This window comes from Nocardia sp. NPDC055029 (assembly GCF_053608525.1).
Window position 1 is genome coordinate 1 of record NZ_JBSGVQ010000035.1, and the last position, 26,208, is coordinate 26,208.

The 26,208-nt window shown below is 69.7% G+C and carries 19 protein-coding genes; 5 read left to right on the top strand and 14 right to left on the bottom strand.

Annotated elements, in window-relative coordinates; translation table 11 throughout:
- Window positions 1-105: NAD(P)(+) transhydrogenase (Re/Si-specific) subunit beta (locus ACWF9G_RS25775; protein ID WP_449871014.1), on the top strand; the 105-nt coding region annotated here is incomplete at its 5' end.
- Between the two features lie 280 nt (window positions 106-385).
- Here ACWF9G_RS25775 and ACWF9G_RS25780 read toward each other — a convergent pair.
- The 5 genes from ACWF9G_RS25780 to ACWF9G_RS25800 form a co-directional block, all read right to left on the bottom strand.
- Entirely contained in the window at window positions 386-1,384 is a 999-nt protein-coding gene (locus tag ACWF9G_RS25780) for an ABC transporter substrate-binding protein (protein ID WP_379309354.1), read from the bottom strand.
- Window positions 1,385-1,419: 35 nt separating this feature from the next.
- Window positions 1,420-10,149 (bottom strand): amino acid adenylation domain-containing protein, encoded by an 8,730-nt coding sequence (locus ACWF9G_RS25785; protein ID WP_452518428.1) that lies wholly within the window; start codon window positions 10,147-10,149, stop codon window positions 1,420-1,422.
- A 140-nt stretch (window positions 10,150-10,289) separates the two neighbouring features.
- Entirely contained in the window at window positions 10,290-10,946 is a 657-nt protein-coding gene (locus ACWF9G_RS25790; RefSeq protein WP_379309352.1) for an isochorismatase family protein, read from the bottom strand.
- A 31-nt stretch (window positions 10,947-10,977) separates the two neighbouring features.
- Window positions 10,978-12,126: an isochorismate synthase gene (locus tag ACWF9G_RS25795; RefSeq protein WP_452518430.1), complete on the bottom strand. Its 1,149-nt coding sequence runs from the start codon at window positions 12,124-12,126 to the stop codon at window positions 10,978-10,980.
- Window positions 12,123-12,989, bottom strand: a complete 867-nt coding sequence (locus ACWF9G_RS25800) for an SDR family oxidoreductase (RefSeq protein ID WP_452518432.1) — start codon at window positions 12,987-12,989, stop codon at window positions 12,123-12,125. Before ACWF9G_RS25800 ends, ACWF9G_RS25795 begins: the two co-directional genes overlap by 4 nt.
- Before the next feature lie 87 nt (window positions 12,990-13,076).
- Between ACWF9G_RS25800 and ACWF9G_RS25805 the strand changes: the two genes are divergently transcribed.
- Window positions 13,077-14,732, top strand: a complete 1,656-nt coding sequence (locus ACWF9G_RS25805; RefSeq protein WP_452518434.1) for a (2,3-dihydroxybenzoyl)adenylate synthase — start codon at window positions 13,077-13,079, stop codon at window positions 14,730-14,732.
- A 40-nt stretch (window positions 14,733-14,772) separates the two neighbouring features.
- Here the strand turns inward: ACWF9G_RS25805 and ACWF9G_RS25810 are convergent, their stop codons facing one another.
- The 7 genes from ACWF9G_RS25810 to ACWF9G_RS25840 are packed head-to-tail and all read right to left on the bottom strand — an operon-like array spanning window position 14,773 to window position 20,964.
- Entirely contained in the window at window positions 14,773-14,988 is a 216-nt protein-coding gene (locus ACWF9G_RS25810) for a phosphopantetheine-binding protein (RefSeq protein ID WP_379308885.1), read from the bottom strand.
- Between the two features lie 3 nt (window positions 14,989-14,991).
- On the bottom strand, window positions 14,992-15,831 hold the full coding sequence (locus tag ACWF9G_RS25815; protein ID WP_452518436.1) for a siderophore-interacting protein: 840 nt from the start codon (window positions 15,829-15,831) through the stop codon (window positions 14,992-14,994).
- On the bottom strand, window positions 15,828-17,054 hold the full coding sequence (entS, locus tag ACWF9G_RS25820) for an enterobactin transporter EntS (protein WP_452518438.1): 1,227 nt from the start codon (window positions 17,052-17,054) through the stop codon (window positions 15,828-15,830). The genes ACWF9G_RS25815 and entS overlap by 4 nt, the downstream gene beginning before the upstream one ends.
- Window positions 17,051-18,064 (bottom strand): ABC transporter substrate-binding protein, encoded by a 1,014-nt coding sequence (locus ACWF9G_RS25825; protein ID WP_452518439.1) that lies wholly within the window; start codon window positions 18,062-18,064, stop codon window positions 17,051-17,053. The genes entS and ACWF9G_RS25825 overlap by 4 nt, the downstream gene beginning before the upstream one ends.
- Before the next feature lie 27 nt (window positions 18,065-18,091).
- The gene (locus ACWF9G_RS25830; protein ID WP_452518441.1) at window positions 18,092-18,904 is read right to left on the bottom strand and encodes an ABC transporter ATP-binding protein; all 813 of its coding nucleotides are present in this window, start codon (window positions 18,902-18,904) and stop codon (window positions 18,092-18,094) included.
- 9 nt (window positions 18,905-18,913) lie between these two features.
- A complete protein-coding gene (locus tag ACWF9G_RS25835; RefSeq protein ID WP_452518443.1) occupies window positions 18,914-19,969 on the bottom strand; it encodes a FecCD family ABC transporter permease in 1,056 nt (351 codons plus the stop codon).
- On the bottom strand, window positions 19,966-20,964 hold the full coding sequence (locus tag ACWF9G_RS25840; protein WP_379308891.1) for an iron chelate uptake ABC transporter family permease subunit: 999 nt from the start codon (window positions 20,962-20,964) through the stop codon (window positions 19,966-19,968). Before ACWF9G_RS25840 ends, ACWF9G_RS25835 begins: the two co-directional genes overlap by 4 nt.
- A 207-nt stretch (window positions 20,965-21,171) precedes the next feature.
- Here ACWF9G_RS25840 and ACWF9G_RS25845 point away from each other — a divergent pair, with 207 nt between their 5' ends.
- Both ACWF9G_RS25845 and ACWF9G_RS25850 read left to right on the top strand, forming a co-directional pair.
- Window positions 21,172-21,891: a hypothetical protein gene (locus tag ACWF9G_RS25845; protein ID WP_379308892.1), complete on the top strand. Its 720-nt coding sequence runs from the start codon at window positions 21,172-21,174 to the stop codon at window positions 21,889-21,891.
- Window positions 21,892-22,055: 164 nt separating this feature from the next.
- Entirely contained in the window at window positions 22,056-22,646 is a 591-nt protein-coding gene (locus tag ACWF9G_RS25850) for a hypothetical protein (RefSeq protein WP_452518445.1), read from the top strand.
- 67 nt (window positions 22,647-22,713) lie between these two features.
- Here ACWF9G_RS25850 and ACWF9G_RS25855 read toward each other — a convergent pair whose 3' ends face one another.
- Window positions 22,714-24,291, bottom strand: coding sequence for an MFS transporter (locus ACWF9G_RS25855; protein WP_452518446.1), 1,578 nt, complete (start codon window positions 24,289-24,291; stop codon window positions 22,714-22,716).
- 109 nt (window positions 24,292-24,400) lie between these two features.
- Between ACWF9G_RS25855 and ACWF9G_RS25860 the strand changes: the two genes are divergently transcribed.
- Window positions 24,401-25,555: a DUF5925 domain-containing protein gene (locus ACWF9G_RS25860; RefSeq protein WP_452518448.1), complete on the top strand. Its 1,155-nt coding sequence runs from the start codon at window positions 24,401-24,403 to the stop codon at window positions 25,553-25,555.
- Here ACWF9G_RS25860 and ACWF9G_RS25865 read toward each other — a convergent pair whose 3' ends face one another.
- A complete protein-coding gene (locus ACWF9G_RS25865) occupies window positions 25,556-26,119 on the bottom strand; it encodes a TetR/AcrR family transcriptional regulator (RefSeq protein ID WP_379308896.1) in 564 nt (187 codons plus the stop codon).
- Window positions 26,120-26,208: the final 89 nt, after the last annotated feature.

A 26,208-nucleotide genomic window follows, 5' to 3' on the forward strand; every position in this document is an offset into this window, starting at 1 on the left:
GCCGGCATCGACAACCCGCTGTTCTACGCCGACCACACCTCCATGCTGTTCGGCGACGCCAAGAAGTCCGTCGGTGCGGTCACCGAGGAACTGAAGGCACTGTAAAGACGCACGACCAAAGGGGCCCTTGCCGTTCACCACGAACGGCAAGGGCCCCTTGCGTTGTGCCAGCGTCACTCCATGCGCAAGGTCCCCGACCGGCCTGGCCGCCATGCCGGAGGGCGCCCGCCGGAATGAGCTTCGCGATCCGCGATACGGCCTTCCGGGCGACCGGCGTGGCTGTCATCGATCCATGGGAATGACTGCGCTGTCACGGTGCCGCCGAAACGCGATCACCCCGCCCGCCGATTTCCGGCGAACGGGGTGATGGTGGTGCGTGCTTAGGTCACTTGAAGCGCTGTGCCAGCAGGTCGAGGGTGGCCATGGCCTCCCGGTAGTCCGGGCGCTTGGCGGTCGCGGGCAGCTCGTAGAGCTGGCCCTTCTGGAAGGCGGGCAGCATGGCCATCGCCGGATCCTGCTTCAGCTGGGCGATGTCGCGGCCGCCGTCGAGCTTGATCACGAACAGCACCGGAGCGTCGACGACGGTGCTCACCAGTTCGGGGCTGAAGGTTACCCAGTCGCCTGCCGCGGCCCGGGGCGGGTTGCCTGCCTTCGCTTCGATCTTGTCGTCGATGGTGATGCCGACGTCGGTGAGCAGCGTGGCCAGCGGGGTGTTCGGGGCGAGCAGGATGGGCTTGCCGTCCGCCTGTGACTGCCACACCGCCGCCGCGCCCTGCGGCAGCTTCAGACCGGACTTCACCTTCGCGACCTTGTCGGTGTACGCGGTGATCATGCCGTCCACCTTCTCGGGACGGTTCACGAAGTCGGCTACCGCCTTCAACTGGTCCTGCCAGTTGGCCAGGTCGGACGCCACCAGCGCGGTGGGGGCGACGGCGGCGAGCTTGTCGTAGTTCTTGATCGTCTGCTGTCCCGGCCAGCCAGGTCCGCCGCCGATGATCAGGTCCGGCTTCTGCGCGGCGATGAACTCCAGGTTCAGGTCGTCACCGGAGGGCACCGCCACGGTGCCCTGCTCCTTGGCGTCCGCGGCCCACGAGGCGGGGAACTCACCGGGCGCGAGCGTGACCCCGAGAATGCGCGGATCGGCGGCTTTCACCTTGGCGTCCAGGTCGAACAGGTAGCCGGCGAGCGCGCCGTTGAGGACCACGATGCGCTGCGGGTCGGCGGGGACGGTGACCGGGCCCTTGGCGGTTTCCACCTGGCGAGTGCCGGTGTCGGCCGCCTGATCGGAGGTGGCGGTGCCGCAGCCCACTGCCGTCGCGGTCACCGCGACGATCAGGAGTGCGACGGCGGCACGCATGCGTGCCGTCATTCGGTGCGCTGACATGGGAGTGTTTTCCTTCTTTCTATCCAGGTGGAAGTTCAGGTGCGGATCGCGGGATCCGCGTCGAGCAGCGCGGCGACCTCGATCCAGCCGGTCGGCATCGCGATGTCGTTGTGGGTGTAGGGAAGTCGCCGGACGACCAGCTGCGCGCCCGCGGCCTGCCAGCCGGTCAGCTGCGCGTGCACGCGTTCGGGTTCGAGGCCGTTGTCCGCGCAGTACAGGGCCATCGGGCCGCGGTAGCTGGGGGACTCGGACCGGGTGACCATGCGCAGCAGCTCGGTCGCGGCATTGCGTACCACCGCCGCCAATTCCGGTGCGTACTCGGCGATCTCGGGCAGCAGCGCGTCCATCCCGGACGGGTCGGCCAGGGTCGCGGCGGCCCGATCGGTCAGGTTCGACAGCGGATGCGAGTCGAGCAGACCCACATAGCCGACCTGCTCGCCCTCGGCCTCCAGGATGGCGGCCATCGCGTGGGCGAGGTTGCCGCCCAGCGAGTAGCCGAGCAGGTGGTACGGGCCTTGCGGCTGGATGCGGCGGACGGCGGCCAGGTAGAACCGGGCCAGATCGTCGAGCGTGCGTGTCTGCTTGTCCGGCTCGGTGAGCTGGGGCATCTGCAGGCCGATGATCGGTCGCTCGGCGCGCAGCAGCCGGGCCAGTGGAGCGTATTTCCAAGCGGTGCCGCCGATTTGGTGGATGCAGAACAGCGGTGGGACCGATCCCCCGGTGCGCAGCTCCAGCACCGGATCGAGGCGGCGGCCCAGACTGGCCAGACCGTCCGTCGGTCGCGGTGCGCTGGGATCGACCGCGCTGATGCGCGCCGCGAGCGCACGCGGCGTGGTCGCGGAGAAGACGTCGTCGAGGACCACCGGCAGGTCGACGCGGGTCAAGCGGCCGACCAGCCGCACCGCGAGCAGCGAATGCCCGCCCTTGTCGAAGAAGTCGTCGTCCGCGCCGATCTCGGCGACCGACAGGACGGCTGCCATGGCCTCGCGAATGATGTCGAGCAGCTCGCCGTCCAGCGCGGTGGCGCCGGGCTCGGCGTGCGCCGTGCCGACCGTCGCGGGTCCGGGAACAGTTCCCGGGCGCGCATCGACGGCGGTGATCGCCACGGATTCCGGCGCGGGCAGCTCCTGCCGGGCGATCTTCTCGGTCGCGGTGCGCGGAATGTGATCCAGCACCACGAAGGCGGCGGGAATCATGTACGCGGGCAACGCCGTTCGCAGCTGCTCGCGCACCGCGCCGGTGTCGAGCGTGATTCCGGACTTGGCGATGAGATAGGCGACCAGGCGCTGGTCACCGGGTGTGTCCTCGCGCAGCAGCACCACCGCGTGAGCCACACCGGCACACGTGAGCAGGGCCGATTCGATGTCGCCCAGTTCGATTCGCTGGCCGCGCAGCTTCACCTGGCTGTCGGTGCGGCCGACGTACTCGAGTTCACCGTGCGGATTCAGTGTCACCAGATCGCCGGTGCGGTACATCCTTTCGCCGTTCCCGAACGGGTCGGCGACGAAGGCAGCGGCGCTCAGATCGGGACGGGCCAGATAGCCGCGCGCCAGCCGGGCACCGGTCATGTAGAGCTCGCCGATGGTTCCCTCGGGGACCGGCCGCAGCTGGTCGTCGAGGATGCGGACGGCATCGGCGGGTGCGCCGACCGGGACCGACGCGGTGTCGGCATCGACGGTCTCGTGGAAGGTGAAGCCGATCGCGGCCTCGGTGGGGCCGTAGAAGTTGTAGACGGCGGTTCCGGTCAGTGCGCGCATGCGGTGCGCCGTCGCGGGCGGCAGCACCTCACCGCCGGTGAGTACGCAGCGCAGATCAGCGCACCCCGACAGGTCGGCCTCTTCAACGAGCACGGTCAGCATGGAGGTGGTCATCCACATCGCGGTCACCCGCTCAGCGCTCATGAGCCGCGCCTGATAGTAGGGATCGCGGTGACCGCCGGGCCGGGTCAGCACGATCCGGGCGCCGACATGCAGCGGCAGGAACATCTCCATGAGCGAGGCGTCGAAGATCGGCGGCGTGCGGAAGAGCATCGTGTCGCCAGGACCGAAGCGGCATTCGCGTTGCAGCCACTCGAACGTGGAGATGATCGCGGCGTGCGAGAGGCTCACGCCCTTGGGCACACCGGTGGAGCCGGAGGTGAACAGCAGGCACGCGGTGTTGGCGGGGCGCAGCGGCGCGCGCCGGTCAGCATCGGTGAGCTCCGCATCGGCGAATCCGCTGGTGTCCGCGTCGTCCAGCGAGTACAGAACCAGGGCGGGAGCGGCAGTGTCGAGTATCTTCTCGACGCGCTGCGCGGGCTGCTCCGGGTCCACCGGAAGGTATACGCCACCGGCTCGGCAGACGGCGTGTGCCGTGACGACCGAATCGATGGTGCGCGGCATGGCCACGGCCACCACGGTTTCGGGTCCGACCCCGCGCGAGATGAGCCATCGAGCCAGGCGATTCGCCCTGGCATCGAATTCCCGGAAGTCGATCGTGACGCCCTCGGCCGTAATAGCCGGTGCCGTGGGATCGACGGCGGTGCCCCACTCGGCCAAGGTCGCACCGCGCGGGTCCGGCTGTGCCGTGGTCGGCGCGGTAGTCGGCGTCGGCCAAACGGCAGTGGACGGCGCGAGCGGCTCGAGGAAGGCCTCGGGGCGGACTTCTGCCGTGGCGGTGATGGCTGCCAGGATCGCGCCGATTCGATCGGAGATCCGGGCGAGCGTGGTGTCGTGGACGGCGGCGCGGTCGTACCAGATCACCAGTTCCAGTCGGTCACCAGGCGGGGCGATCAAGGTCATCGGATAGTGCGTGTTGCCGTGGTTGTGGAACTCACCGCGGCGCAGCTCGTGCGACTCCGGCTGCCCGGCACCGGAATTCGGGAAATTCTCGAAGGCGACCAGGGTGTCGAAGAGGGTACCGATGCCCGCGATCCGTTCGATCTCCGCGAGTCCCGCGTAGTCGAACTCCTGCATGGCGAACTGGCTTTCCTGCAGATCGGCCCACTGTTCGAGCAGCGTGCGATCCGTGTCGAAGGCGCAGCGCACCGGCACGGTGTTGGCGAACAGTCCGACCATGCCCGCCACGCCAGGCAGTTCGGCGGGCCGACCGGAGACGGTCGCGCCGAACGCGACGTCGGCGCGTCCGGTGAGCGCGGCGAGCACCAGCGCCCAGGTGCCCTGCACGAGGGTGTTCATCGTCAGGCCACGACGGCGGCCGAGCTCGGCCAGCGCCGTGGACAGCGATTCGGGTAGCGGAACCTGCCACTGCCGGAACTCACGCTCGCGGGAGGTCTCGGTGCGTACCAGCGTCGGCACTGCGAATCCGGCCAGTCGCCGCGACCAGGCCGCGCGGACGGCCGCGCGGTCACGGGTGCCGATCCAGGCCAGGTAGTCGCTGTAGGAGGCGGGCGAGGGCAGCTCGTCGCCGTGGTAGGCGGCCAGCACCTCGCGCAACACGATCGGGGTCGACCAGCCGTCGATCACCAGGTGATGGGTATTGAGCACGAGGCGGTGCGCGTCACCCGGCATGCGAATCAACGTGGCGCGCAACATCGGTGACCGGTCCACCGTGAACCGGTGCCGGGTCGCCTCGGTTTCCAGCCGGTCGGCGGCGGCCCGCGCGGCGCGCAGCGGCAACCCGGACAGATCGACCTCACGCCACGGCATGCCGACTGCCCGGGGGACCGCCTGCACCGGCTGGTCGAGGCCCTCGTAGTGGAAGGCCGCGGCCATGGTCGGGTGCCTGCCGACGACGGTGTCGAAAGCCGCCGACAACCGTGGACCGTCCAGTGGCCCGTGCAGGTCGACGCGGGCGCTCAGGGTGTAGACATCGTCGGCGCCATCGCGAATCGCATGGAACAGCAGCCCCTCCTGCAAGGGCGACAGCGGCAGCAGCTCGGCCAGCGGGCCGTGCGCGGCTTCCAGCGCGTCGATGGTCTCCTGGGCGACGGAGATGCCGGGGGCGTCCGACGGCGTGAGCCCGCCGGGGAACAGCACCGCGTGCGCGGCGAACGCCTCCAGCGCGAATGCGAAGTGCCGCTGGATTTCCGCGACCTGGTGCGCACCGAGAATCCGGCTCGCCGCGGTCCACTCCACGGCGAGCCGGGGAGCACCCGGCTGCCCGGTGGTTGGTTCGTGCACGAAGACGTTGAGCGAAAGCACTTCCGTGAGCGCCTTTTCCGGCGGCTCCGTCACCGCGAACGGGTCGTGTTCGGGCAGGCTCCAGCCGAGGGCACTACCGCCGCCGAAGCGGCCGAGGTAGTTGAGCAGCACCTCGGGTGCGCGCCGCCCGGTGAATCGCGCCGCGGTCTCCGGATCGAGCCTGCGCAGCACGCCGTACCCGACCCCGTTGCCGGGGACGGCCCGCTTGGCTTCCTTGACCGCCCGCAACAGCCGTCCGGCCGCCGCACCACCGGCCATGGCGTCGGCGAGCCCGTCCGGGTCGTCGATGCCGGTCGCCGGTGTCCACACCGGGAACTCGCTGGTGAACCAGCCGACGGTGCCGGCGAAATCGGTATCGGCACGCAGGGCTTCGCGCCCGTGTCCCTCGACCGTGACAGGCCTGCCCGCCTCGAGCGCTTCGCCACGCTCGTGCCGCCAGGCGTTGAGGGCCAGCATGAGAGCCGCGAGCAACACCTCGTCGGTCTTGGCCCGATAGGCCGCGGGAAGTGTGGTGAGCAGCGCTTCGGAAACCGCCGCATCGGCGAAAGTCCGTGTCCGGTCCGCGCTCTCGACGAGATCAACGGCATGGTCGAGCGGTCGTTCCCCGAGGGTCGCGACCGCGCCGTCGCCGAGCGCGCCTTCCCAGTGCGCCAGTTCCGGGCGATGATCGCCCGCAGCGCCCGCCTCGGCGAGCAGGGTGGCGAACCGCCGCCACGAACTCCCCTTGGCCGACAGTCGCACCGGACGTCCGTCACGTGCCGCCGCGCACGCCGCGTACAGCTCGGGCACCAGGATGCGCCACGAAACACCGTCCACCACCAGGTGGTTGGCCACCAGGACCAACCGATCGGCAACCTCCGGTGCGGTGCGCACCAGCGCCGCGCGTATCTCGACACCCGCAGCGGGATCCAATTCCGCGGCCAGTCCGGTCGCCACCGACTCGATCAGCGCATGGCTCGGACGTGGCGCGTCGAACGACAGCTCGCGGACCAGGTCCGAGGCTCGCACCGTACCGGTGCCCGCGATTTCCAGCCGGTCCGATTCGTGGAGGATCAGGCGCAGGGCATCGTGGCGGTCGAGCAGGGTTTGCAGGCCGGTGGTCAGGTGGTCGAGTGTGAGGTCTTCGTTCAGGGTCAGGGCGGTCCATTGGGCGTAGCCGGCGATGGCCGAGCGGGTCGGGTTCGGCTCGAGCAGTGCGCCCACCATGGGCGGGGCCGGGACGGCGCCGGTCGCCTCGTCCGGGGCCGGGGTGTCGGCCTGTCGGTCGACGACCTGGGACGCGGCGGCGATGGAGGCCAGATCGCGTTGAGCCAGCAGTGTTTTCGGCTGAACTTCCCAGCCGAGTGCGCGCAGGCGGCTGCTCACGCCGATCGCGGTGATGCTGTCGCCGCCGAGTCCGAAGAAGTCGTCGGTGGCGTTGACCTGGGGCACGCCGAGGACGTCGGCGACCACACCGCACAGTGCCCGTTCCTGCTCGGTGCGGGGCGGCCGTCCGGTCGAGGTCAGCTGAGGTGCGGGTAAGGCCGCGCGGTCGAGTTTGCCGTTGACGGTGGTCGGCAGGGCGTCGAGCACTACGAGCGCCGAGGGCACCAGGTGATCGGGCACCAGGGTGGTCAACCGGTGGCGCAGCTGGTCGGCGTCGAGGGTGCGGCCCGCCTCGGGGACCAGGTAGCCGACCAATCGGGTGCTGTCGCCGGACCTGCGGATCGTGGCGGCCGCGGCGGCCACGCCGGGCAGTGCGCCGAGCGACGCTTCGACCTCGCCCAGCTCCACGCGATAGCCGCGCACCTTGATCTGCTGGTCGGCGCGGCCGAGGTAGTCGTAGCCGTGGCCGGGTAGCCAGCGCGCGCGGTCGCCGGTGCGGTACATGCGCTCGCCCGCCGCGAACGGATCGGCGACGAACCGCTCGGCGGTCACGGCGACGCGTCCGAGGTAGCCGCGGGCCAATTGCGGTCCGGCCAAATACAGTTCGCCGATCTCGCCATCGGGGACGAGTTGCAGCGCACCGTCGAGCAGATAGGCACGGGTACCGGCGAGCGGACCGCCCACGTGCGGTTGCGCGCCTGCCACCGGCGCGCTGAGCGCGTCGACGGTGGCCTCCGTCGGGCCGTACATATTGCGGGCGGCCACCTTCGACGCGACGATGACCGACCACAGGGCGGGCGGGGTCGCCTCGCCACCGAGCAGCAGCAGCTCGGGACGGTGCGCGCTGCCGAGCAGCCCGTTGTCGATCAGGGCGGTCGCCATCGACGGGGTGGTGTCGACGACATCGATGTGATCGGCGCCGAACGCGGCGACCTGCGCGGCGGCGTCCTTCTGAATGTCGGTGTCGTACAGATGGATCCGGTGCCCGCACCACAGCCACAGCAACTGGTCCAGTGCGGCGTCGAAGGAGAAGGAGTAGGTGTGCGCGATGTGCAGCTGCCGCCCGCCCGCGCGCTCGGCGGTGTCGGCGTAGACGGTCGACCGGTGGTGGTGCAGCAGCTGGGCCATCGCTCCGCAGGAGATCTGCACGCCCTTGGGCTTTCCGGTGGATCCCGAGGTGTACACGACGTAGGCCAGATGCGCGGCCGAGCGCGGGGCGGCGAGTTCGGCGGCGGTCAGTGGGCCGCTCGCGAAGCCGCCGATGGATTCCCGAATCCCGCTGTCCGACAGCCGGATCAACGCACAGGGTCGATGCGCACGCTCGGCGTCACTCGGCGTGGCCGACCGATCTGCGGACACCACGTCCGCAGGCTCGTCGGCGAGCGGGATCAACGCCTCGGATGAAGTGGCGGGCGCCTCGTTCGCGCCCTTGTCGGTGATCGGGTTCAGCGGACGATCGGTGGGCTCGACGTCCGTGGCATTGTCGGTGATCAGCGACTCGCATCGGTCGGCAAACACCGTGTTCGCGACCGCGTCGTCGGTGAGGATCACTATCGGTGCGGCGTCGTCGACGATGTCGGCGAGGCGCTGGGCTGGATACCCGATGTCGAGGATCAGATACGCCGCGCCCGCGTGCCGCACCGCGAGCAGGGCGACGACGAGGTCCACCGTGCGTGGCAGTGCGATGCCGACGATGTCTTCCGGGCCTACGCCCCGGCCGCGCAGGTACCGCGCCAACCGGTGCACCCGGGCGCCCAGGTCGGCGGCGGTGAGCTGGTTGGCTCCGTCGACGAGCACGATGTCGTCCGGCCGCGCCGCGACCATGCGGCCGAAGACCTCGACCGCGTCCTCGGGGCGACCGGGCAGTGCGGCACCGGCCCGATCGACAGCGATGTGGCCGCCGATCTCGGTGGGGTACAAGGTGATCGCGCCGATGGGCTTGTCCGCCGCGTCGACCAGTTCGGTGATCAGCGCGACCAGCGCGTCCATCCGCCGCCGTGCCGTCGCGGCGTCCAGCGATCGGGCGTCGACCTCGAAGCCGAGCTGGATCCGGTCCTCCGACAGCGGGGTGACGGTCAAGCCGAGATCTTCGGGCGGGCCACCGGCGACATTGCGCAGAGTGCCGGTGGCGCCGTCGAAATCGAGGGCGAAGTCGAAGGCCTTGAGGTTGATGCCGATGCCGTGCAGCAGCGCTCCGGTCTGCGCGCCGCCGAATTCGCGGGCCAGGTCCTCACCGCGGAATCGCTGGTGGGCGCGGACCTCCCGCAGTGCGTCGGCCACTCGTTTCCCGAGCTCGCCGAGGCGATCGGCGCTGGATACCGAAATCCGCAGCGGCAGCACGTTGACCGCCATGGACGGGGTGGTGAGGGCCGTCTTGCCGACGCGCGCCATCACCGGCAGCGCGATGACCACATCGGTCTCGCCGAGCAACCGGTGCACGAATCCCACGTATCCGGCGACGAGCACATCGGCCCAGGTGATGCCTGCCGCCGTGGCCGCCGCCTTGACGCGTGCCACGAGATCGGCGTCGAGGACGGCGCGCGCCTCGTGGGTCTGCTCGACCACGCCCTCGGGCGCGCGGCCGCGTCCGTCCAGCGGTGGCAGCGGCGTGAGCCGGTCCCGCCAGTAGTCGCGGTCGTGCTGATGTGCCTGGCTCGCACGGTATTCCAGGTCCTCGGCGACGAGCGTCTCGATCGAGCCCCACCGCAGGCGCGGCACTTCGCCGCCGCGACGGAGCGCGGTGTAGTGGGCGGCGACCCGGCGCGACACCATGGCCGCGCTGTAGCCGTCGATGATCAGGTGGTGGTAGAGCTGGATGCACCACACATCGTTGTCGGTGAGGCGCAGCAGGGTATAGGTGTAGAGCTGCCGGTCGACCATGGCCCGGCAATACGTGGCGGAGCGTTCCCGTTCGGCCGCGACCAGCCGGTGCGCGGCCGCGACCGGGTCGGTCGCGCCGCGCAGATCGACCAGCGGCCGCAGTTCGGGTTCCAGTTCGGTGATCCGCTGGCACGGTCCGTCGGCCGTGTCGTCGAAACGCAGTCGCATGGTGTCGGATTCGGCGATCGTGCGGCGAATCGCGATGTCCAGCAATGCCACATCGATGGGTTCGGGGCCGGAGATCTCGAGCACCTCGCCGACCATGTAGCTCAGCGAGTCGGGGTCGAGGCGCTGGGCGTTCCAGATGCCGAGTTGCGCTCCGGTGAGCGGCAATCCGGGATGTTCGGCGCCTACGTCGTCCCGTTCCACCGAGCCCACAGCAACTCCTCCACATCAACGTTCCCCGACGCCTCCCTCGTGCCGGCCGGGCTCGATGAGCCCCAGCAGGAGGGAGGCGAACGTAGGTGAGCCTAACTTTACTTTCAATGGCAGATTATGTCCCGCGTCACGCGGGCGGGTCAGGCGTCGGCTTCGATCCGGGCAGGGTCGAGCTGACGCAGCAGCTCGTCGGTGCCGGTGACCGCACCGCATCGCCGGGCGACATAGTTCAGCGCCATCACGTGTTCTTCGCGGCTGAAGTCCGCGGTCGCGTCGTGGACGAGGAACGGGCGCACGTCGCCCATGAACGCCTCGGCGGCACTGAGCATGCAGCCCATGTGCGTGTAGACCCCGGTGACCAGGAGCTGGTCACGCTGGTAGTAGCCGAGCAGCTCGCGCAGGTCGGTGCGCTGGAACGCCGAGTAGCGCCACTTGGTGACCTGGATGTCCTGCGATTCGGGGGAGAGGGCGTTGATGACCTGGGTGTCGGCGCCCTCGGCCATGCCGCTGCCCCAGAAGTCGGCGAGAATGCCGCGCCGGGACGGATGCTGGTTGCCGGGCTGCATCGTGTAGATCACCGGGATGTCGAGCTCGTGGCAGCGGTCGCGCAGCCGGGCGATGTTCGCGATCAGGGTGCGGGCTGGATCGCGATACAGGTCGTAGGCGTCGAGGAAGTACTGCTGCATGTCGTGGATCAGCAGCGCGCAGCGCCCGGGTTCGGCGGTCCAGTCGACCTGGTCGGCGGTGAACTCGTCGGCACCGGGCATCGGATAGGGCGCGATCGGGGGGATAGGCATGACGGTCTCTCGTTCGGGTGGAAAGTCGGCGTCAGCCGACGGTGACAGGCAGATCCGCGATACCGAGCGGACCGAGGATGCGCTGGAATTTGCCGGTGGTCTCGGCCAGTTCGGCGGCCGGATCGGAGGCGGCGACGATTCCGCCGCCCGCGTGCGCGAGCAGGGTGGTGCCGTCGGCGGACAGTTCGGCGCAGCGGATGCTGACCATCCACTCGCCGTTGCCGTCGGCATCGCACCAGCCGACCGCGCCCGCGTAGAAGCCGCGCTCGCCTTCGAGTTCGGCGATCAGGCGCGCCGCCGCGCCGGTCGGAGTGCCGCAGATCGCTGGCGTCGGGTGCAGTGCCACGGCGAGCTCCAGCGCGGACGGCCCGGCGAGGGGCACGGTCGCCGAGATCGGTGTGCCGAGGTGCCACATCGCGGGTGTTGAGGTGAGTTGCGGTGCGGGAGTGTCGACTTCGGCGCACCTGTCGCTCAGTACGGCGGCGACCTGGTCGACGACGTAGCGGTGTTCGGCGTGGTCCTTGGCCGAGGTGAGCAGGGTATCGGCGGCACGGCGGTCCGCCTCGGCATCATCGAGAACGCGGCGGGCGGAGCCTGCCAGCGGATGACTCAGTACCTCTTTGCCGATGCGGCGCACCAGGATCTCCGGGCTGGACCCGACGAGATGTCGACCGGGATAACGCCCACCGGCGGCGGAGAGGTCGACCAGGAAACCGTTCGACAGCGGGTCGGAGGCGACCATCAGGTCCAGGATGTCCAGCGCTCGAACAGGGTTCGCCGCGACCGCGCGCAGTGCCCTGGCCAGCACGACTTTGCGCACCGGATGCGTGGGACTGCCGAGCAGCTCGACGGCGGTGGCGACGCGACGCTGGTGTTCCTCCGGCGCGGGCACCGCTTCGTCGAGCTCGAACCGGGGCACCGTGACGTGCGGCCGGGGCGGGTGCGGCGAGTCGGTGACGGTCACCGAGTCCGGCGCCCACAGCGCCGTCGGCGCGCCGGGGGTGAAGGGCAGTGCGCCGACGATGTGGCTGATCCGCCCGCTGCGCAGCGCGGTCACCGCGTCGTGCGCCGACCGGAAGATCGTCCCGCCCGCGGACGCGGAGACGGTCCGTTGCGGACGGGACAGTACGAAAGCGGGGTCTGAACTGTCGGTACTGATGGTGATCACCCTTTCGGTCACATATCTAGCGTTGCGCCACCGTCGACCCGCAGGTCATGCATGGTGATGTGGCGGGCGCCGTCGGACGCCAGGAAGTGGACGGCCGACGCGATGTCGGCGGGAGCGGCGATGCGGCGCAACGGGATTCCGAGCCGGTAGGCGGCGGGATCGCCGTCGAGCAGCGCGGTCTCGGCGGCATCGTCGAGTGGTGTGCCGCCGAACATGTCGCGCAGCATGGCCGTGTCGGTGGAACCGGGGGACACCAGATTGACCCGCACGCCCAGCGGAGCGACCTGCAGGGCGAGCGATCGGGTGAACGCGGTGGCGGCGGCCTTGGCGGCGCCGTAGGCGGCCATCCCGACCCGGGGCGCGGCAGCGGCATTGGAGGAGACCACGACGATCGATCCGCTGCCCGCGGCGGCCATGTCGGTCGCGGCGCGCTGGGTGACGAGCATGGTTCCGGTGGCGTTCACGGTGAGGCAGCGGGTCCAGTCCGCCGGGGTGAGCTCGAGTGCGGTGCCGCCGACCATGACGCCCGCGGCGTGCACCAGCACCTCGACGGTGCCGTGCTCGGCGGTGAGCCGGTCGAAGGCCGCGCGCACGGCGTCGGCATCGGTGATGTCGACGGTCACCCCGTGCACGGCGGCACCGTGTCCGGATACTGTTGCCGCCCTGGCGCTTCCGCGGTGGACCGCATCGTCGAGTGCGCGGGGGTGCGCCGTAGTCGCGGCGATGGCCGCGGCGGTCTCGTGCACCGCCGGATCGAGGTCCCACAGCGAGACCACGCGGTCCTCGGCCACGAAACGCGCGGCGATCGCGGCCCCGATACCCCCGGCGGCGCCGGTGACGACGACGATCCGCGCACTGGAATCCCCATTCAACATGAGGTTAGCCTAACCTGAATCTGCCGCCATTTGGTTAGCTTCCCTCATAACCTCGGGCGGCGATACCGGAATGCCCGCTGGAAAGAGGTGCACGACTTGACCGAACCCGTACTCCCCGGCTACACGCGGTGGCCCGCTGACCTGGCGCAACGCTACCGAAGCCAAAACCTCTGGGCTGGTGAGACATTCGGCGATGTCCTCGCCGCGCGCGCCGCCGCCGCACCGGATCGGACCGCGGTCCTCGACACCGTGGGCCGCTGGACCTACGCCGAACTCCACCACCGGTCGCGCTCGCTCGCCACCGGCTTGGCGCGGCTCGGGATCACGCCCGGCGACCGGGTGCTGGTGCAGCTGCCCAACCGCGCCGAATTCGTCGAGGTGATCTTCGCGCTGTTCGAACTCGGCGCCCTGCCGGTGTTCTGCCTGCCCGCGCACCGCGCCGCCGAGCTGGTGCCGATCGCCAGGGCCGCCGCGGCGACCGCGATGATCACCAGCGCGACCCATCAGCGCTTCGACTACGCCGCACTGGCGGAGTCGGTGCGCGCCGAGGTGCCCAGCCTGCGGCACGTCCTGCTCGTCCTCGACGCGGGGCAGACGGCGCCGGACGGGACCCATGACATCGCCGAATTCCGTGACGAGCCAGCGGATTTGCCGGGCCCGAAGTCCGGCGATGTCGCGTTTCTGCAACTGTCGGGTGGCAGTACCGGCATCCCGAAGCTCATCGCCCGCACCCACGACGACTACCTCTACAGCGTGCGCCGCAGCGCCGAGATCTGCGCACTCGACAGCGACACGGTCTATCTCGCGACACTGCCGGTCGCCCACAACTTCCCGATGAGCTCGCCGGGGATTCTCGGCGCGCTGTGGGCCGGTGGCGCGGTGGCGATGACGCCCGATCCCACGCCGGCGACGGCCTTCCCGCTGATCGAGCGGTTCGGCGTCACCATCACCGGCCTGGTGCCGCCCCTGGCGCGACTGTGGACCGAGCGCGCGGAAGCGGGCGAGACGCCGGATCTGTCCAGCCTGCGGGTGCTCCAGGTGGGTGGCGCGCGCTGCCAGGACGAACTGGCCCGCCGGATCGGGCCCGCGCTCGGCGTCACCCTGCAGCAGGTGTTCGGGATGGCCGAGGGCCTGGTCTGCTACACGCGGCTCGACGATCCGATCGACGTGGTGGTGAGCACCCAGGGGCGGCCGATGTCGGAGTTCGACCAGATCGCCGTCGTCGACGACAACGGCGACGAGGTGGCTCCGGGCGCGCAGGGCAATCTGATCACCCAGGGCCCGTACACGATTCGCGGCTACTACGACAATCCCGAGGCCGATGCCCGCAGCTTCACCGCCGACGGCTGGTACCGCACCGGCGACATCGTCTCGGTGCGGCCCGACGGCAATCTGGTGGTCGCGGGCCGGGCCGGTGACTGGGTGAACCGCGGCGGGGAGAAGGTCTCGGCCGAGGAGCTCGAGGCGCACCTGCTCGAGCACCCCGATGTGCGCGACGCGGTGATCGTCGGCACTCCCGATCCCGTTCTCGGCCAGCGCATCTGCGCGTTCGTCCAGCCCGTCGACCCGGCGCAGCGGCCCACCCTGACCGCGGTGCGCTCGTTCGTGCGCGGTCGCGGGGTCGCGGCCTGGAAGATGCCCGACGCGGTGGTCGTGGTCGACCAGTTCCCCGAGACCGGCGTCGGCAAGACCAGCCGCAAGGAGCTGCGGCAGCTGCTGGCCGACGGCGCGCACGGGAACTGAACCAGCCGGGGGTGGCGTGCCTGGCACGCCACCCCGCGGCTCAGGCCAGCAGTTCGATCCAGGACCCGAGGACGGGATCGCCCGCGAGCGTGGGGAAGTCGATATCCGCATGTCCCGCCGACCGCCATTTCTCCACCAGCGACATGATGCGCACCGAATCGAGCCCGGCATCGAGCAGATCGGTCTGCGCGGTCAGTTCGGCCGGGTCGACACCCAGCGCTGTGGCCACGTCACCGATCACCTGTTCGTCGGTCATCTGTCAATCCTCTCGATCGAAGTCGGCGACGCCGCGCTTCCAGTAGCCGGCGATGAAAGAATCCTTGGGGCCGATGCCCAGGTCGTTGCGGATGATCTTGCGGACCCCGCGCAGGCAGCCCGCCTCGCCCGCCACCCACGCGTAGACGCGGTGTCCGGCGGGCACTTCCACCTCGCGCACGGCCTGCTCGAGGATGTCGCTGGTGCCCGGCTCCAGCTCGCCGCGGTGCAGCCAGCGCACGGTGACGCCGACGGGTCGGTCGAGCGGGATCTCCTCCGCGGGCCCTGCTACCTCGATGAACGCCCAGCCGGTGGTCTCGCGCGGCATGCGCTCGAGCCAGCGGGCGATGGCGGGCAGCGCGGTGATGTCACCGGCGAGCAGATAGTCGTCGTAGGTCTCCGGGATGACGACGCCGCCGGGCGGACCGGCGATGTGCACCTTGGTGCCCGGGGTGACCGAAGCCGCCCAATCGGAGGCGAGGCCACCGGGATGGATGACGAAATCGATGTCGAGTTCGCCGTCTTCGACGCTGTGGCGGCGCACGGTGTACTCACGCGAGATCGGTCGCGGGTTACCCCACTCGAGCATCGTGCCCTCGAGCTTGGGCAGCCGGATCACGCCGTCCTCGCCAGGGAAGATCAGGCGCACATGCTCATCCGGCACATAGCTGTGGAACTCGGCGATGTCCGGGCCGCCGAAGGTGATCCGCCGCAGCGCCGCGCCGACGGGGACGACCCGCAACACCTCCACTTCCTGCAGGCCGATCGGGTACGGAACCTTGGCGTAGTGCTCGCCGGCGAGCACCTCGGCGATGTTGTCGGCGTAGGCACTGCGATCCTTCACCCTTGTTCCTTTCTGTGCAGCGGCCCGGCGACGAGCGCCATCAGGCCGGTGAGTACCAGAACCGCGACGCCGTAGAGCACGAGCGCGCTTCCGGGAGCGAACATCTGGCCGACGACACCGGCCACCATCGAACCGACCGCGGTACCCGCGACCGACTGCACCATCAGCAGACCCGACATGCGCCCACGCATGTGGTCGGGCGCCGCCTGCTGCAGCATGGCGTAGCGCAGCACCATGTTCACCGCCCTGGCCAGGCCGAACCCGGCCAGTCCGAGGAACACCAGCGCCGCGTGCGACCACAGCCCGGCCGCGATGACGCCGATCGGCATCAGCGCCAGCGAGACCAGCAGTGCCAGACCGGTATTGACGCGGCTCATCCAGCCGCTGGTCAGCGTGCCGAGCACCGCACCGGCACCGGGCGCCGCGTAGAGCAGGCCGAGGGTGCCCGGCCCCGCGTCGAGTTCGACATCGGCGAAGGCGGGGAGCAGCACCAGTGGTCCGCTGACGAGCATCCCGATCAGGCCGGTCAGCAGGATGAGCCGGATGGATTCGTGGCGCACCGCGAAGGCGATGCCCGCCGCCAGCTCGCGCACCGGATTCTGCAGGTCGCGCTGCGGTGGCGGCGACGGTCCGATCGCGGTGATCAGCCCCACGGTCGCGGTGGTCGCGAGAGCGCAGAGGAAATAGGCCGTGGCCACACCGGTTTTCGCGACGAGCAGACCGGCGATCGCCGGGGTGAGCATCGTGCCGAGATCGGTGGTCAGCGAGACCAGTGCGCCCGCGGCCGCCACCTTCTCGCGGCCGACCAGCACCGGAACCATGGCCATCAGCGCCGAACCGCTCACCCCGCCCGCGAGGCCGTCGATGACGGCGGCGAGATAGATGGCGGACAGGAACGGATCCGGCAGTACGGCGTTCACCCCGAGCAGCAGGAATCCGATACCCGCTGCGCTGCGCGACCATTGGATCACCGTGCGGCGGTCGTACCGGTCGGCGACCACACCGCCGGCGAGACTGCCGACGAACAGGGCCGCCGCGGTCGTGGTGGCGACCCCGGCGACCTGCACACTCGAGCCGGTCAGCTGATAGACCTGCAGCGGCAGAGCCACCATGAGCAGCCCGATGCCGAGCACCGACACCAGCCGCGCCGCGAACGCGCACCGGAACGGGCGCGAGGCCCGCAGCGGGCTGAGGTCGATGAGCAGTCCGCCTGGGGCGCTCACTGGAAGCGTTCCACGAGCAGATCGAGGGTGGTCATGACGGTGCGGTAGTCGGGCCGCGAGCTGGTGGCGGGCAGTTCGAAGACCTTGTTCCCCACGAACGCAGGCAGCGTCGCGTACATCGGGTCGGCGCGCAGTTCCTCGAGCGAACGACCGCCGCTGAGCGGAATGGTGAACAGCACGGGCGCATCGATCACGGTGTTCAGCAGTTCGGGGCTGAAGCTGATGAAGTCGGCGCTCTGCTCCTTGGCGGGGTTGCCCGCCTTGGCCTCCACCGCGGTGTCCAGGGTGAAACCGACCTCGGCGAGCAGGGTGGGCAGCGCGGCGCTCGGCACGAAGAGGGTCGGCTTCTGGCTCTTGATCGACTGCATGACCGCGGTCGCGCCGGCGGGCGCCTTGATCTTGCTCTTGGCCTCGGCCAGCTTGGCCTGGTAGTTCGCGATCAGGGTGTCGACCTTGGCGGGCTTGTCGACCGTGGTGGCGATGAACCGCAGCTGGTCCTGCCAGTAGGTGGTCTCGGTCGGCAACAGCACCGTCGGGGCGATCGCGCTGAGCTGGTCGTAGGCGTTGACCGACTGCTGGCCCGGATAGCCCTGGCCGCCGCCGATGATCAGATCGGGGCGCTGCGCGGCGATGAACTCGAGGTTGATGTTCTCGCCGGACGGCACGGCCTGCGTGCCCTGCTTCTTCGCGTCCTCGGCCCAGCCGGTGGGGAACTCGCCCGGCTTGTTCGGGACACCGAGCAGGCGCGGATCCGCCGCGACGACCGTGGCCTCGAGGTCGTAGAGATAGCCGGCCAGATTGCCGTTGAGCACGACGATGCGCTGCGGGGCGGCGGGCACCTTGACGGGGCCCTTCGCCGAGGCCACCTCACGCGGGCCGGTGCCGGCGGCGTCGGAGGACGAGTCGCCGCACGCGGTGAGCACCGCGACCAGCGCGAGAACCAGCAGGGCGAGGGCGGCGCGGAGCCTGCCCGAAGATCGGTTGGTGAACATGGACGGGGAATTCCTCATTTCTTGCGACGGTGGCGCCGGGCCACCTCAGTGCACCTGTGCGGCGTTCTCCGCCAGCGGAATCACCAGTGGCGTACCGGTTTCCGGGTCGTCGACGATGCGGCACCGCAGCGAGAACACCTCGTTGACCAGTTCCGCGGTGACGATCTCGGCGGGTTCCCCGCAGGCGACGACCCGCCCGTCGCGCATGGCGATCAGGTGGTCGGCGTAGCGGAAGGCATGGTTGAGGTCGTGCAGGACCGCGACGACCGTTCGCCCCGAATCGCGATGGAGCGAGCGGCACAGATCCAGCAGCTGGATCTGGTAGGCGATATCGAGATAGGTGGTCGGCTCGTCGAGCAGGATGATGGGCGTCTGCTGGGCGAGCACCATCGAGATCCACACCCGCTGCCGCTGACCACCCGACAGTTCCTCGACCGGACGCGCCGACAACTCGGCGACGCCGGTGGCTTCCATCGCCGCCGCGACCGCCTCCTCATCGGTGCGCGACCACTGTCGCAGCAGCGTCTGATGCGGATAGCGGCCGCGTGCGACGAGATCCGCGACGCGGATGCCGTCGGGCGCGGTCGAAGCCTGCGGCAGCAGGCCGATCTGGCGGGCCAACTCCTTGGCCGGATAGTCGGTCACCGGCTTGCCGTCGAGCAGCACCGTGCCGGATTCGGGGGCGAGCAGCCGGGCCAGCGCGCGCAGCAGCGTCGACTTGCCGCAGGCGTTCGGGCCGATGATCACGGTGAACTTGCCGTCCGGGATGTCCACGGAGAGTTGATCACTGATCGTGCGGCCCTTGTAGCCGAGCCGGACCTGGTCGGCGCGCAACCGCGCGTCGTGAGAGTCGTTCATATCGCTTCCCTATTTCCGTCGCGCTTCGGCGACGAGCAGATACGCCAGGTACAGGCCGCCGATCGAGCCGGTGACGATGCCGACCGGGATGGTGGTCGGCGCGAAGGCGTGCTGGGCGACCCAGTCGCAGGTGATCAGCAAGGTCGCGCCCATCGCCGCGGCGGGGACCAGCGCGATCGACGGGGTGCGGGTGAGCTTGCGCGCCAAGTGCGGCGCGGCCAGCGCGACGAAGGCGATCGGCCCGGCGACAGCCGTTGCCAGCGAGGTGAATCCGACGCTGAGCGCGATCAGCCAGCCGGTCGCCTTGCTCGCGTCGAGCCCGAGGGCGCGCGCGGTGTCGTCACCGAGTTCGAGGATCTGCAGGCGGGGCGCGGCCGGGATCAGCGCCAGCGCCAGCACGGCCAGGATGATCATCGTCGGTGCGACCTGTGGCCATGACAGCCCGTTGAGCGAGCCCGCACCCCAGGCCGCCGCCGACATCGCCGCGTCCAGGTCGGCCCGCATGATGAGCCAGGTGTTGACCGAGGCGAGCATCGCGCTCACGCCGATGCCGACGATGATCAGCCGGAAGCCGGTCACGTTGTGCCGGAAGGCCAGCAGGTGGATCACCAGGGCGGCGCCGAGGCCACCGATCATCGCGCCCGCCGCGGTCTGGAAGCTGCCGCCGCCGAGGATCAGGATGACCAGCAGCGCACCGGTGTAGGCGCCGGTGCTGAACCCGATGATGTCGGGGCTGCCCAGCGGATTCCGGGTGACCGACTGCAGGATCGCGCCGCTGACGCCGAGCGCCGCACCGAGCGCCAGCGCCATCAGGATGCGTGGCAGCCGCCAGTCCCACACCACCAGCCGGTCGAACCGCTCGTCGCCGACGAACAACGCGCGAAGCACGCGCGGCGCCGGAATCGGGAAATCGCCGCTGCCCAGGGCGAATACGGCGGTGGCGAGGGCGATCGCCAGCAGGATCGCGCACACCACCACGGTGCGCACGCCGATCCTGGTGGTCAGACCGAGACGCCGCCGGCGCACAACGAGCATGCTGCGCCCGAAATCAATTCTGGTACTCATGCCGCCGCCCCCACTCGTGAACGGCGCGCCAGCCAGATCAGCATCGGCGCGCCGAGGAACGCCGTGACCAGGCCCGCGGGCACCTCGTCGGGACGAATGACGATGCGGCCTAGCACATCCGCGGTGAGGACCAGCAGTGGCGCGAGCACCAGCGAGTAGGCGAAGATCCAGCGCTGATCGGGGCCGACCAGCCAGCGGGCGATATGTGGCACCGCGAGACCGACGAAGGCGATCGGGCCGACGGCCGCGGTCGCGGTGCCGCACAGCAGCACCAGCGCCAGCGCGGTGAGCAGCCGCGTTCGGGTGACGTGCACGCCCAGCGAACGGGCCAGATCGTCGCCGAGGGCAACGGCATTGAGCGACCGCGCGCAGACCGCGGCGATCAGGAGCCCGGCCACGATGAACGGCGCGGCGCCAGCGATGATGTCGAACCCGCGGCCGGTGAGCGAACCGGCGTCCCAGCGCCGCATCTCGTCGAAAGCCTTGGGGTCGAGCAGGATCAGGCCCCGGGTGAGTCCGCCGAGCACCGCGGTGGCGGCGACCCCGGCCAGGGTCAGGCGGATCGGATCGGTGCCGGTGTGGCCCGCGGTGCCGAGGCGGTACACGATCACCGAGACCAGCGCGGCGCCGGCGAAGCCGAACCAGACGTAGGACGTGATCTCACTCACGCCGAGCACCCCGACCGCGACCGTGATCGCGAAGGCGGCGCCCGCGTTGACACCCAGTAATCCGGGGTCGGCGAGGGGGTTTCGGGTCAGGCCCTGCATCAGGCAGCCCGCGACCCCGAGGGCCAGTCCGGCGAGCAGTCCCAGCACCGTTCTCGGCAGCCGGTATTCGGTGACGGTGACGTGGTCGGGCGTGGTCGCCGGCTCGGTCAGTGCCAGCCAAACCTCGCCGACGGGAATCGATTTCGTGCCGACCAGCAGGCTCAGCAAACAGGCCGCGATCAGCAACGCGACTGTCAGCAACCAGCCGCACCAGCGCGGACTTCTCATCAGGGAAATCTCTCTCGAGTCGAACTACGTCGCTTGGGAGGTTAGCCTAAGAAACGGTTAGATAGGTGAGCCTTGCCTGACTTGCAAAGAGTTTAGCTAGGGCAAGGTCTTGATAGGTGAGGCTTACCTAGCTATGGTTCCGCTTCGTTCGGTCCGCAGCTTCTGCGCCGCGCAGTTCACCACGAGGAACACGAAAGGTTCACCCCCGTGAAAATCACCAAGTTCGCCCTGCTGGCCTCGACCGTCAGCGTTGCCCTCGGCATCGCGGCCGGTACCAGCCACGCAGCGCCCGCCGCGGACCCGAACGCGCCGATCAACTACACCGCGAGCACCACCGAGGATGCCACGATCATCGGCACCGACGCGGGCTCGATGGTTGTCGAGGACGGTGTGTTCAAGATCAAGGCGGCCGACGGCACCACCGTCGCCGGCACCGAACTGTCTTTCCGCGTGGACGAATTCGTCTTCCCGATCGCCGCCGAGATCTCCGGCCGCACCGCCACCCTGACCCCGAAGTTCGACCTCGCGCACGCCACCTACAAGCCGGTCGCGCTGCCCTTCGAGAGCCAGGCGCCCTGGAAGAGCGAGTACGACCGTGAGGTCGCGGCATGGGGCCGGATGACCGGCACCATCTCGCTGGGCGCCAGCATCGCCACCCTCGTCGGCGGTCTCGGCGGCGCGGCCGTCGGTTGCGTCCTCGGCGGCATCCTGTCGGCCACCGTCATCATGGCGACGATCGTCGGCCTGTTCGGTCCGTTCCTGCCCGCCGCCGCGGTCGGCTGCATCGCGGGTGCGCTCGTCGCGGGCCCGGTCGGCACCCTCGCCGGCCAGATCTTCATCACCGCGCCGATCGCGATCATGGCCGCCGCCCAGTACTTCACCACCATCAACTCCCCGATGCCGAACACCCCCGCGCCCGCCAAGTAGGCCGCACACCAAGAACTCTCGTGGAGGGGACAACTCGACGAGATGACGAATCCCGCCCGATCCGCATCGGGCGGGATTTCGCCGTATCTTTGCCCACTCGTTGATAACTCGACAGACTTCGCGGGTTCTATCGTCTCGGCGCAGACACGCCTTGGGGGTATTCAATGGATCCGCAGCAACAGCCCTACTCGCAGCAGTCGAGTTTCCCGCAGCAGCAGGGCGTTCCCGGGCAGCAACCGGTGGTCGAGACGATCGACGTCTCGTATGTGTGTGACGAGCACACCGCCCGCCGTCTGAGTCGTGTCAGGGCGCTCGTGATCTGGCGCAGGCCGAGCGATTGGGCATCGATGGCGTTCGGTGTCTGGGGTCTGGCGATTTGCACGGCGGAGCTCCTGTCCGTCGTGGGTGGAGTCGAGGGCGGCGCGTTCCTTATCGGGCTGGCTATCGCTCTACCCGTGTTCGGACTGTTCTTCTACGCCATGCCGGCCCGGGTGAATCGGGGTCTCCGGGTGGTCGCTGGGCCCGGTTGCCGGATGGTGGCCCACTACACCGCCGACGCGGTGAAACTCGAGCAGACCAGTGGCCGGTTCTTCCTCCGCTATAGCGGTATCAAGAAGGTCATCGTCCGCGGCGATGTGGTCTTCCTGCAGCCCACAGGTTTCCACTTCGAGTCCATATACGACTACGGCATCTTCCTGCCCCGCGAAATCGTCCCCGACGAGGCCGTCGCCCGCATCCGCGCCGCGCGCGGCTGAGCATGCCGCCGGTGACGAATCCCGCCCGATGCGTATCGAGCGGGATGCCGACGTGTCCTGACAGCCGTCAGCTCGGGTCGGTGTCCGCGGCGTTGGGCGTTTCGTTCGGGGCGGGGATGTGGCGCAGGAGGACCATCACCAGGGCGGCTGCGACGGCGGTGAGGCCGATGGCGACGAAGGAATTCACCTGGAGCGCATGGGTGTAGGACTGGCGGGCGAGTGTGCTGAGTTCGGCACCCAGCGCTTCGGGCAGTGCGGCGGCGACGTGTAGCGCGCCGGCCAGGGTGTCTTCGGCGGCGCGGGTGACTTCCGGGGGGAGGCCGTCGGGCAGGGCTTCGGCCATGCGGTCGCGGTAGACGGCGGTGCCGATGCTGCCGATGACTGCAACACCAAGGGCGGCCGAGAGTTCCTGGCCGGTTTCGGAGATCGCCGAGGCCGCACCGGCTCTGGCCGGGTCGACCGCGCCGACGATCAGGTCGAGGCCCAGGACGAACATCGGGCTGAGGCCGAGGGAGAAGACCACCATGCCGGTGACGATCAGGGCGAGGTCGTCGGCGCCGGAGAGCTGGGTGAAGATCGCGTAGCCCGCCATGGCGATCACCAGGCCGACCGCCATCAGATACGCGGGGCGTACCCGGGGCGCGAGGGCGCTCACCACGCCGGCGGCCACGACCATCGCCGCGGCCTGCGGCACGGTCCACAGTCCGGCTTCGAACGCCGACAGGCCGAGCACCAGCTGCAGATACTGGGCCAGCAGCAGGAACAACCCGCCCATCGCCAGCATGGCGACCATCAGCGCGACCAGCGATCCGCTGAATCGCACATTGCCGAACAGCCGCAGGTCGATCAACGGATCGGTGAGCCGTTGCTGGCGCAGCACGAACACCGTGCCGAGCACGAAACCGGCGACCAGCACGGCGACGGCATCGATCGCCCAGCCGTCCTTGGCTAGCTCCTTGATGCCGTAGATGACGGCCATCACCGACAGCAGCGACAGCAGCGCGCTGAGAATATCGAGCTTGCCGGGGTTCGGGTCCTTGTATTCGGGCAGCAGGATCGGACCGCTCACCAGCAGCAGCACCATCGCGGGCACCGCGACCAGGAACACCGAACCCCACCAGAAGTTCTCCAGCATCGCGCCGCCGACCAGCGGACCGATCACCATGCCGATCATGAAGCTGGTCATCCACACGCTGATCGCGGTGGTGCGCTGGCGATCGTCGTGGAACATGTTGCGGATGAGCGCCAGCGTGGACGGCATCAGCGTCGCGCCCGCGATGCCGAGCAGTGCGCGCGTGCCGATCAGCATGCTCGCGCTGGTGGAGTACGCGGCGACGATCGAGGCGAGACCGAAGGCGAGCGCGCCGATCATCAGCAGCTTGCGCCTGCCGATCCGGTCACCGAGGGTGCCCATGGTGATGAGGAATCCGGCGACCAGGAAGCCGTAGATGTCCAGAATCCACAGCAGCTGTGAGCTGCTCGGCTGCAGTGCTTCGCTGATGTGCGGGATCGCCAGGTAGAGGACGCTGAGGTCCATCGAGATCAGCAGGGTCGGCAGCGCGAGCACCGCCAGCCCGATCCACTCCTTGAGCCCGGCCGTCGCGATAGATTCGCCGGTGGCCTGTTCGCTCTGTGTGGACGTCACCGTGCCGACGTTACCGACGGATCGGTGGCACGTGCCAGGCATTTTTCGGCGTCGCGCCCGGTGCGCGGACACAGAAGTCATTGGACATTACCGGGCAGGTCCCACGAGGATGGGCGCGGTGTCCACACGTAATGAACAGCTCAGGCTCGTCGATCCGCCGCGTCAGCCGGAGGATCCGGGTGAGCGTTTTCCGTGGTCGGCGGCCATCGATTCCACCTATTCGACCCGCGACGCCATCGACGCGCTGGCGCTCGCGCCGTTCCTGCGCGGTGACCAGTCCTTCGCCCGCCAGGCCCACCTGGACCGGGTCCGACCCGACGCGCCGCTGCGGCCAGCCGACTCGCGGATCGTGCGCTCGGTGGCCGACGACGACAGCAGCGCGATGCTCGCCGAAGGCGAGGGCTGGTCGCTGCGGGCGGTGCGCTGGGCGGGCGGTTCGGCCACCGTCGAGGTGACCGCCGTCAGCGACGAACTCGCCGTCGACGTGCTGGCCATGGCCACGGCCGAAGCCGTGCAACCGCCGGGCGCCGGCTCCACCGTGGAAATGGGGTTCTGGCACATGGATGTCCGGCGGCCGCTGCGTAGGCGCCGCCAGATCAGCGCGCCCGCCTGGCCGGAGATCCGCGGCAACTACGCCGCGGCGGTGTCGGCGAGCATGGATCGGCTGATGGCGCTCGAGGTCGCCGAGATCAGGGGCAGGCTGGTGCTGCTGCACGGCGAGCCCGGCACCGGCAAGACCACCGCGCTGCGTGCGCTGGCGCGGGCGTGGTCGTCGTGGTGTCAGGTCGACTGCGTCGTCGATCCGGAGGAACTGTTCAGCAATCCCGGCTATCTCATGGAGGTGGCCGCGGGCGCCGATGGCGACGACGGCAGCCGCTGGCGCCTGCTGGTGCTGGAGGACTGCGACGAACTCATCCGCGGTGAGGCGAAAGAGGCTGCGGGACAGAAACTCTCGCGACTGCTCAACCTCACCGACGGCATGCTCGGCCAGGGCCGCAATGTGCTGATCGCGGTCACCACCAACGAGGATCTGTCCCGCCTGCACCCCGCCGTGGTGCGGCCCGGCCGCTGCCTGGCCCAGATCGAGGTCGGCCGGTTGTCGCCGCCCGAGGCGCGGGATTGGCTGGCCGCGCAGGACTGCCCGCCGGGCGAGTCGATCGGCCGGGAGGGCGCGACGCTGGCCGAACTGGTCGCCCGCCGCGACGGCGAGATCCAGATCCAATCGGTCACCCAGGACGCGACCGAGGTCGGCATGTACCTGTGATCACGCCGGGATATGCGCCTTGACCAGCTCGGTGAGGTGACGGCCGACGCGGTCCAGCGGCTCGGTGCTGTGCTTGGCGAGCGACATCACCACCGCGCCCTCGATCGTGGCGATGACCGTCGTCGCCAGGGAACGGGCGGTGTCGGGCGCGATGTTCTCCGCGCACAGCCGCGCCTCGAGCGCCTGCTCCCAGTTGCCGAACGCCTCGCCCGCGGCGTCGGCGGCCGCGGGTGACTCCGAGCGCCCGAGCGCGGCGGCCACGACCGGGCAGCCGTCGAGGAAATCGCTGGACTCGACGACCTGTTTCCATGCCTCGGCGAAGGCGGCGATGGTCTCCTCCGGCTTGGCACTCTGGCTGAAGGTCTCGATCAGCGTCGTCATCGCCCGCCCCGCGACCCGGGTGGCCTCGGTGATCAGCTCGGATTTGCCGCCGGGGAAGTTCAGGTAGATCGTCCGGCGGGAGAGCCCGCTGTGGTCGAGCAGCTGCGCGACACCGGTCCCGGTCACGCCGTTGCGGCGCACCAGGTCGATCGCGCTCTGCACGAGTCCGTCGCGTGCTGCCATCGGCGTCCTTTCGGTCGGTCCCATTGAAGTATACCGATCGGTGTACTACCGTCGGGTAAGTACACCGATCGGTGTACTCGACGCGATCC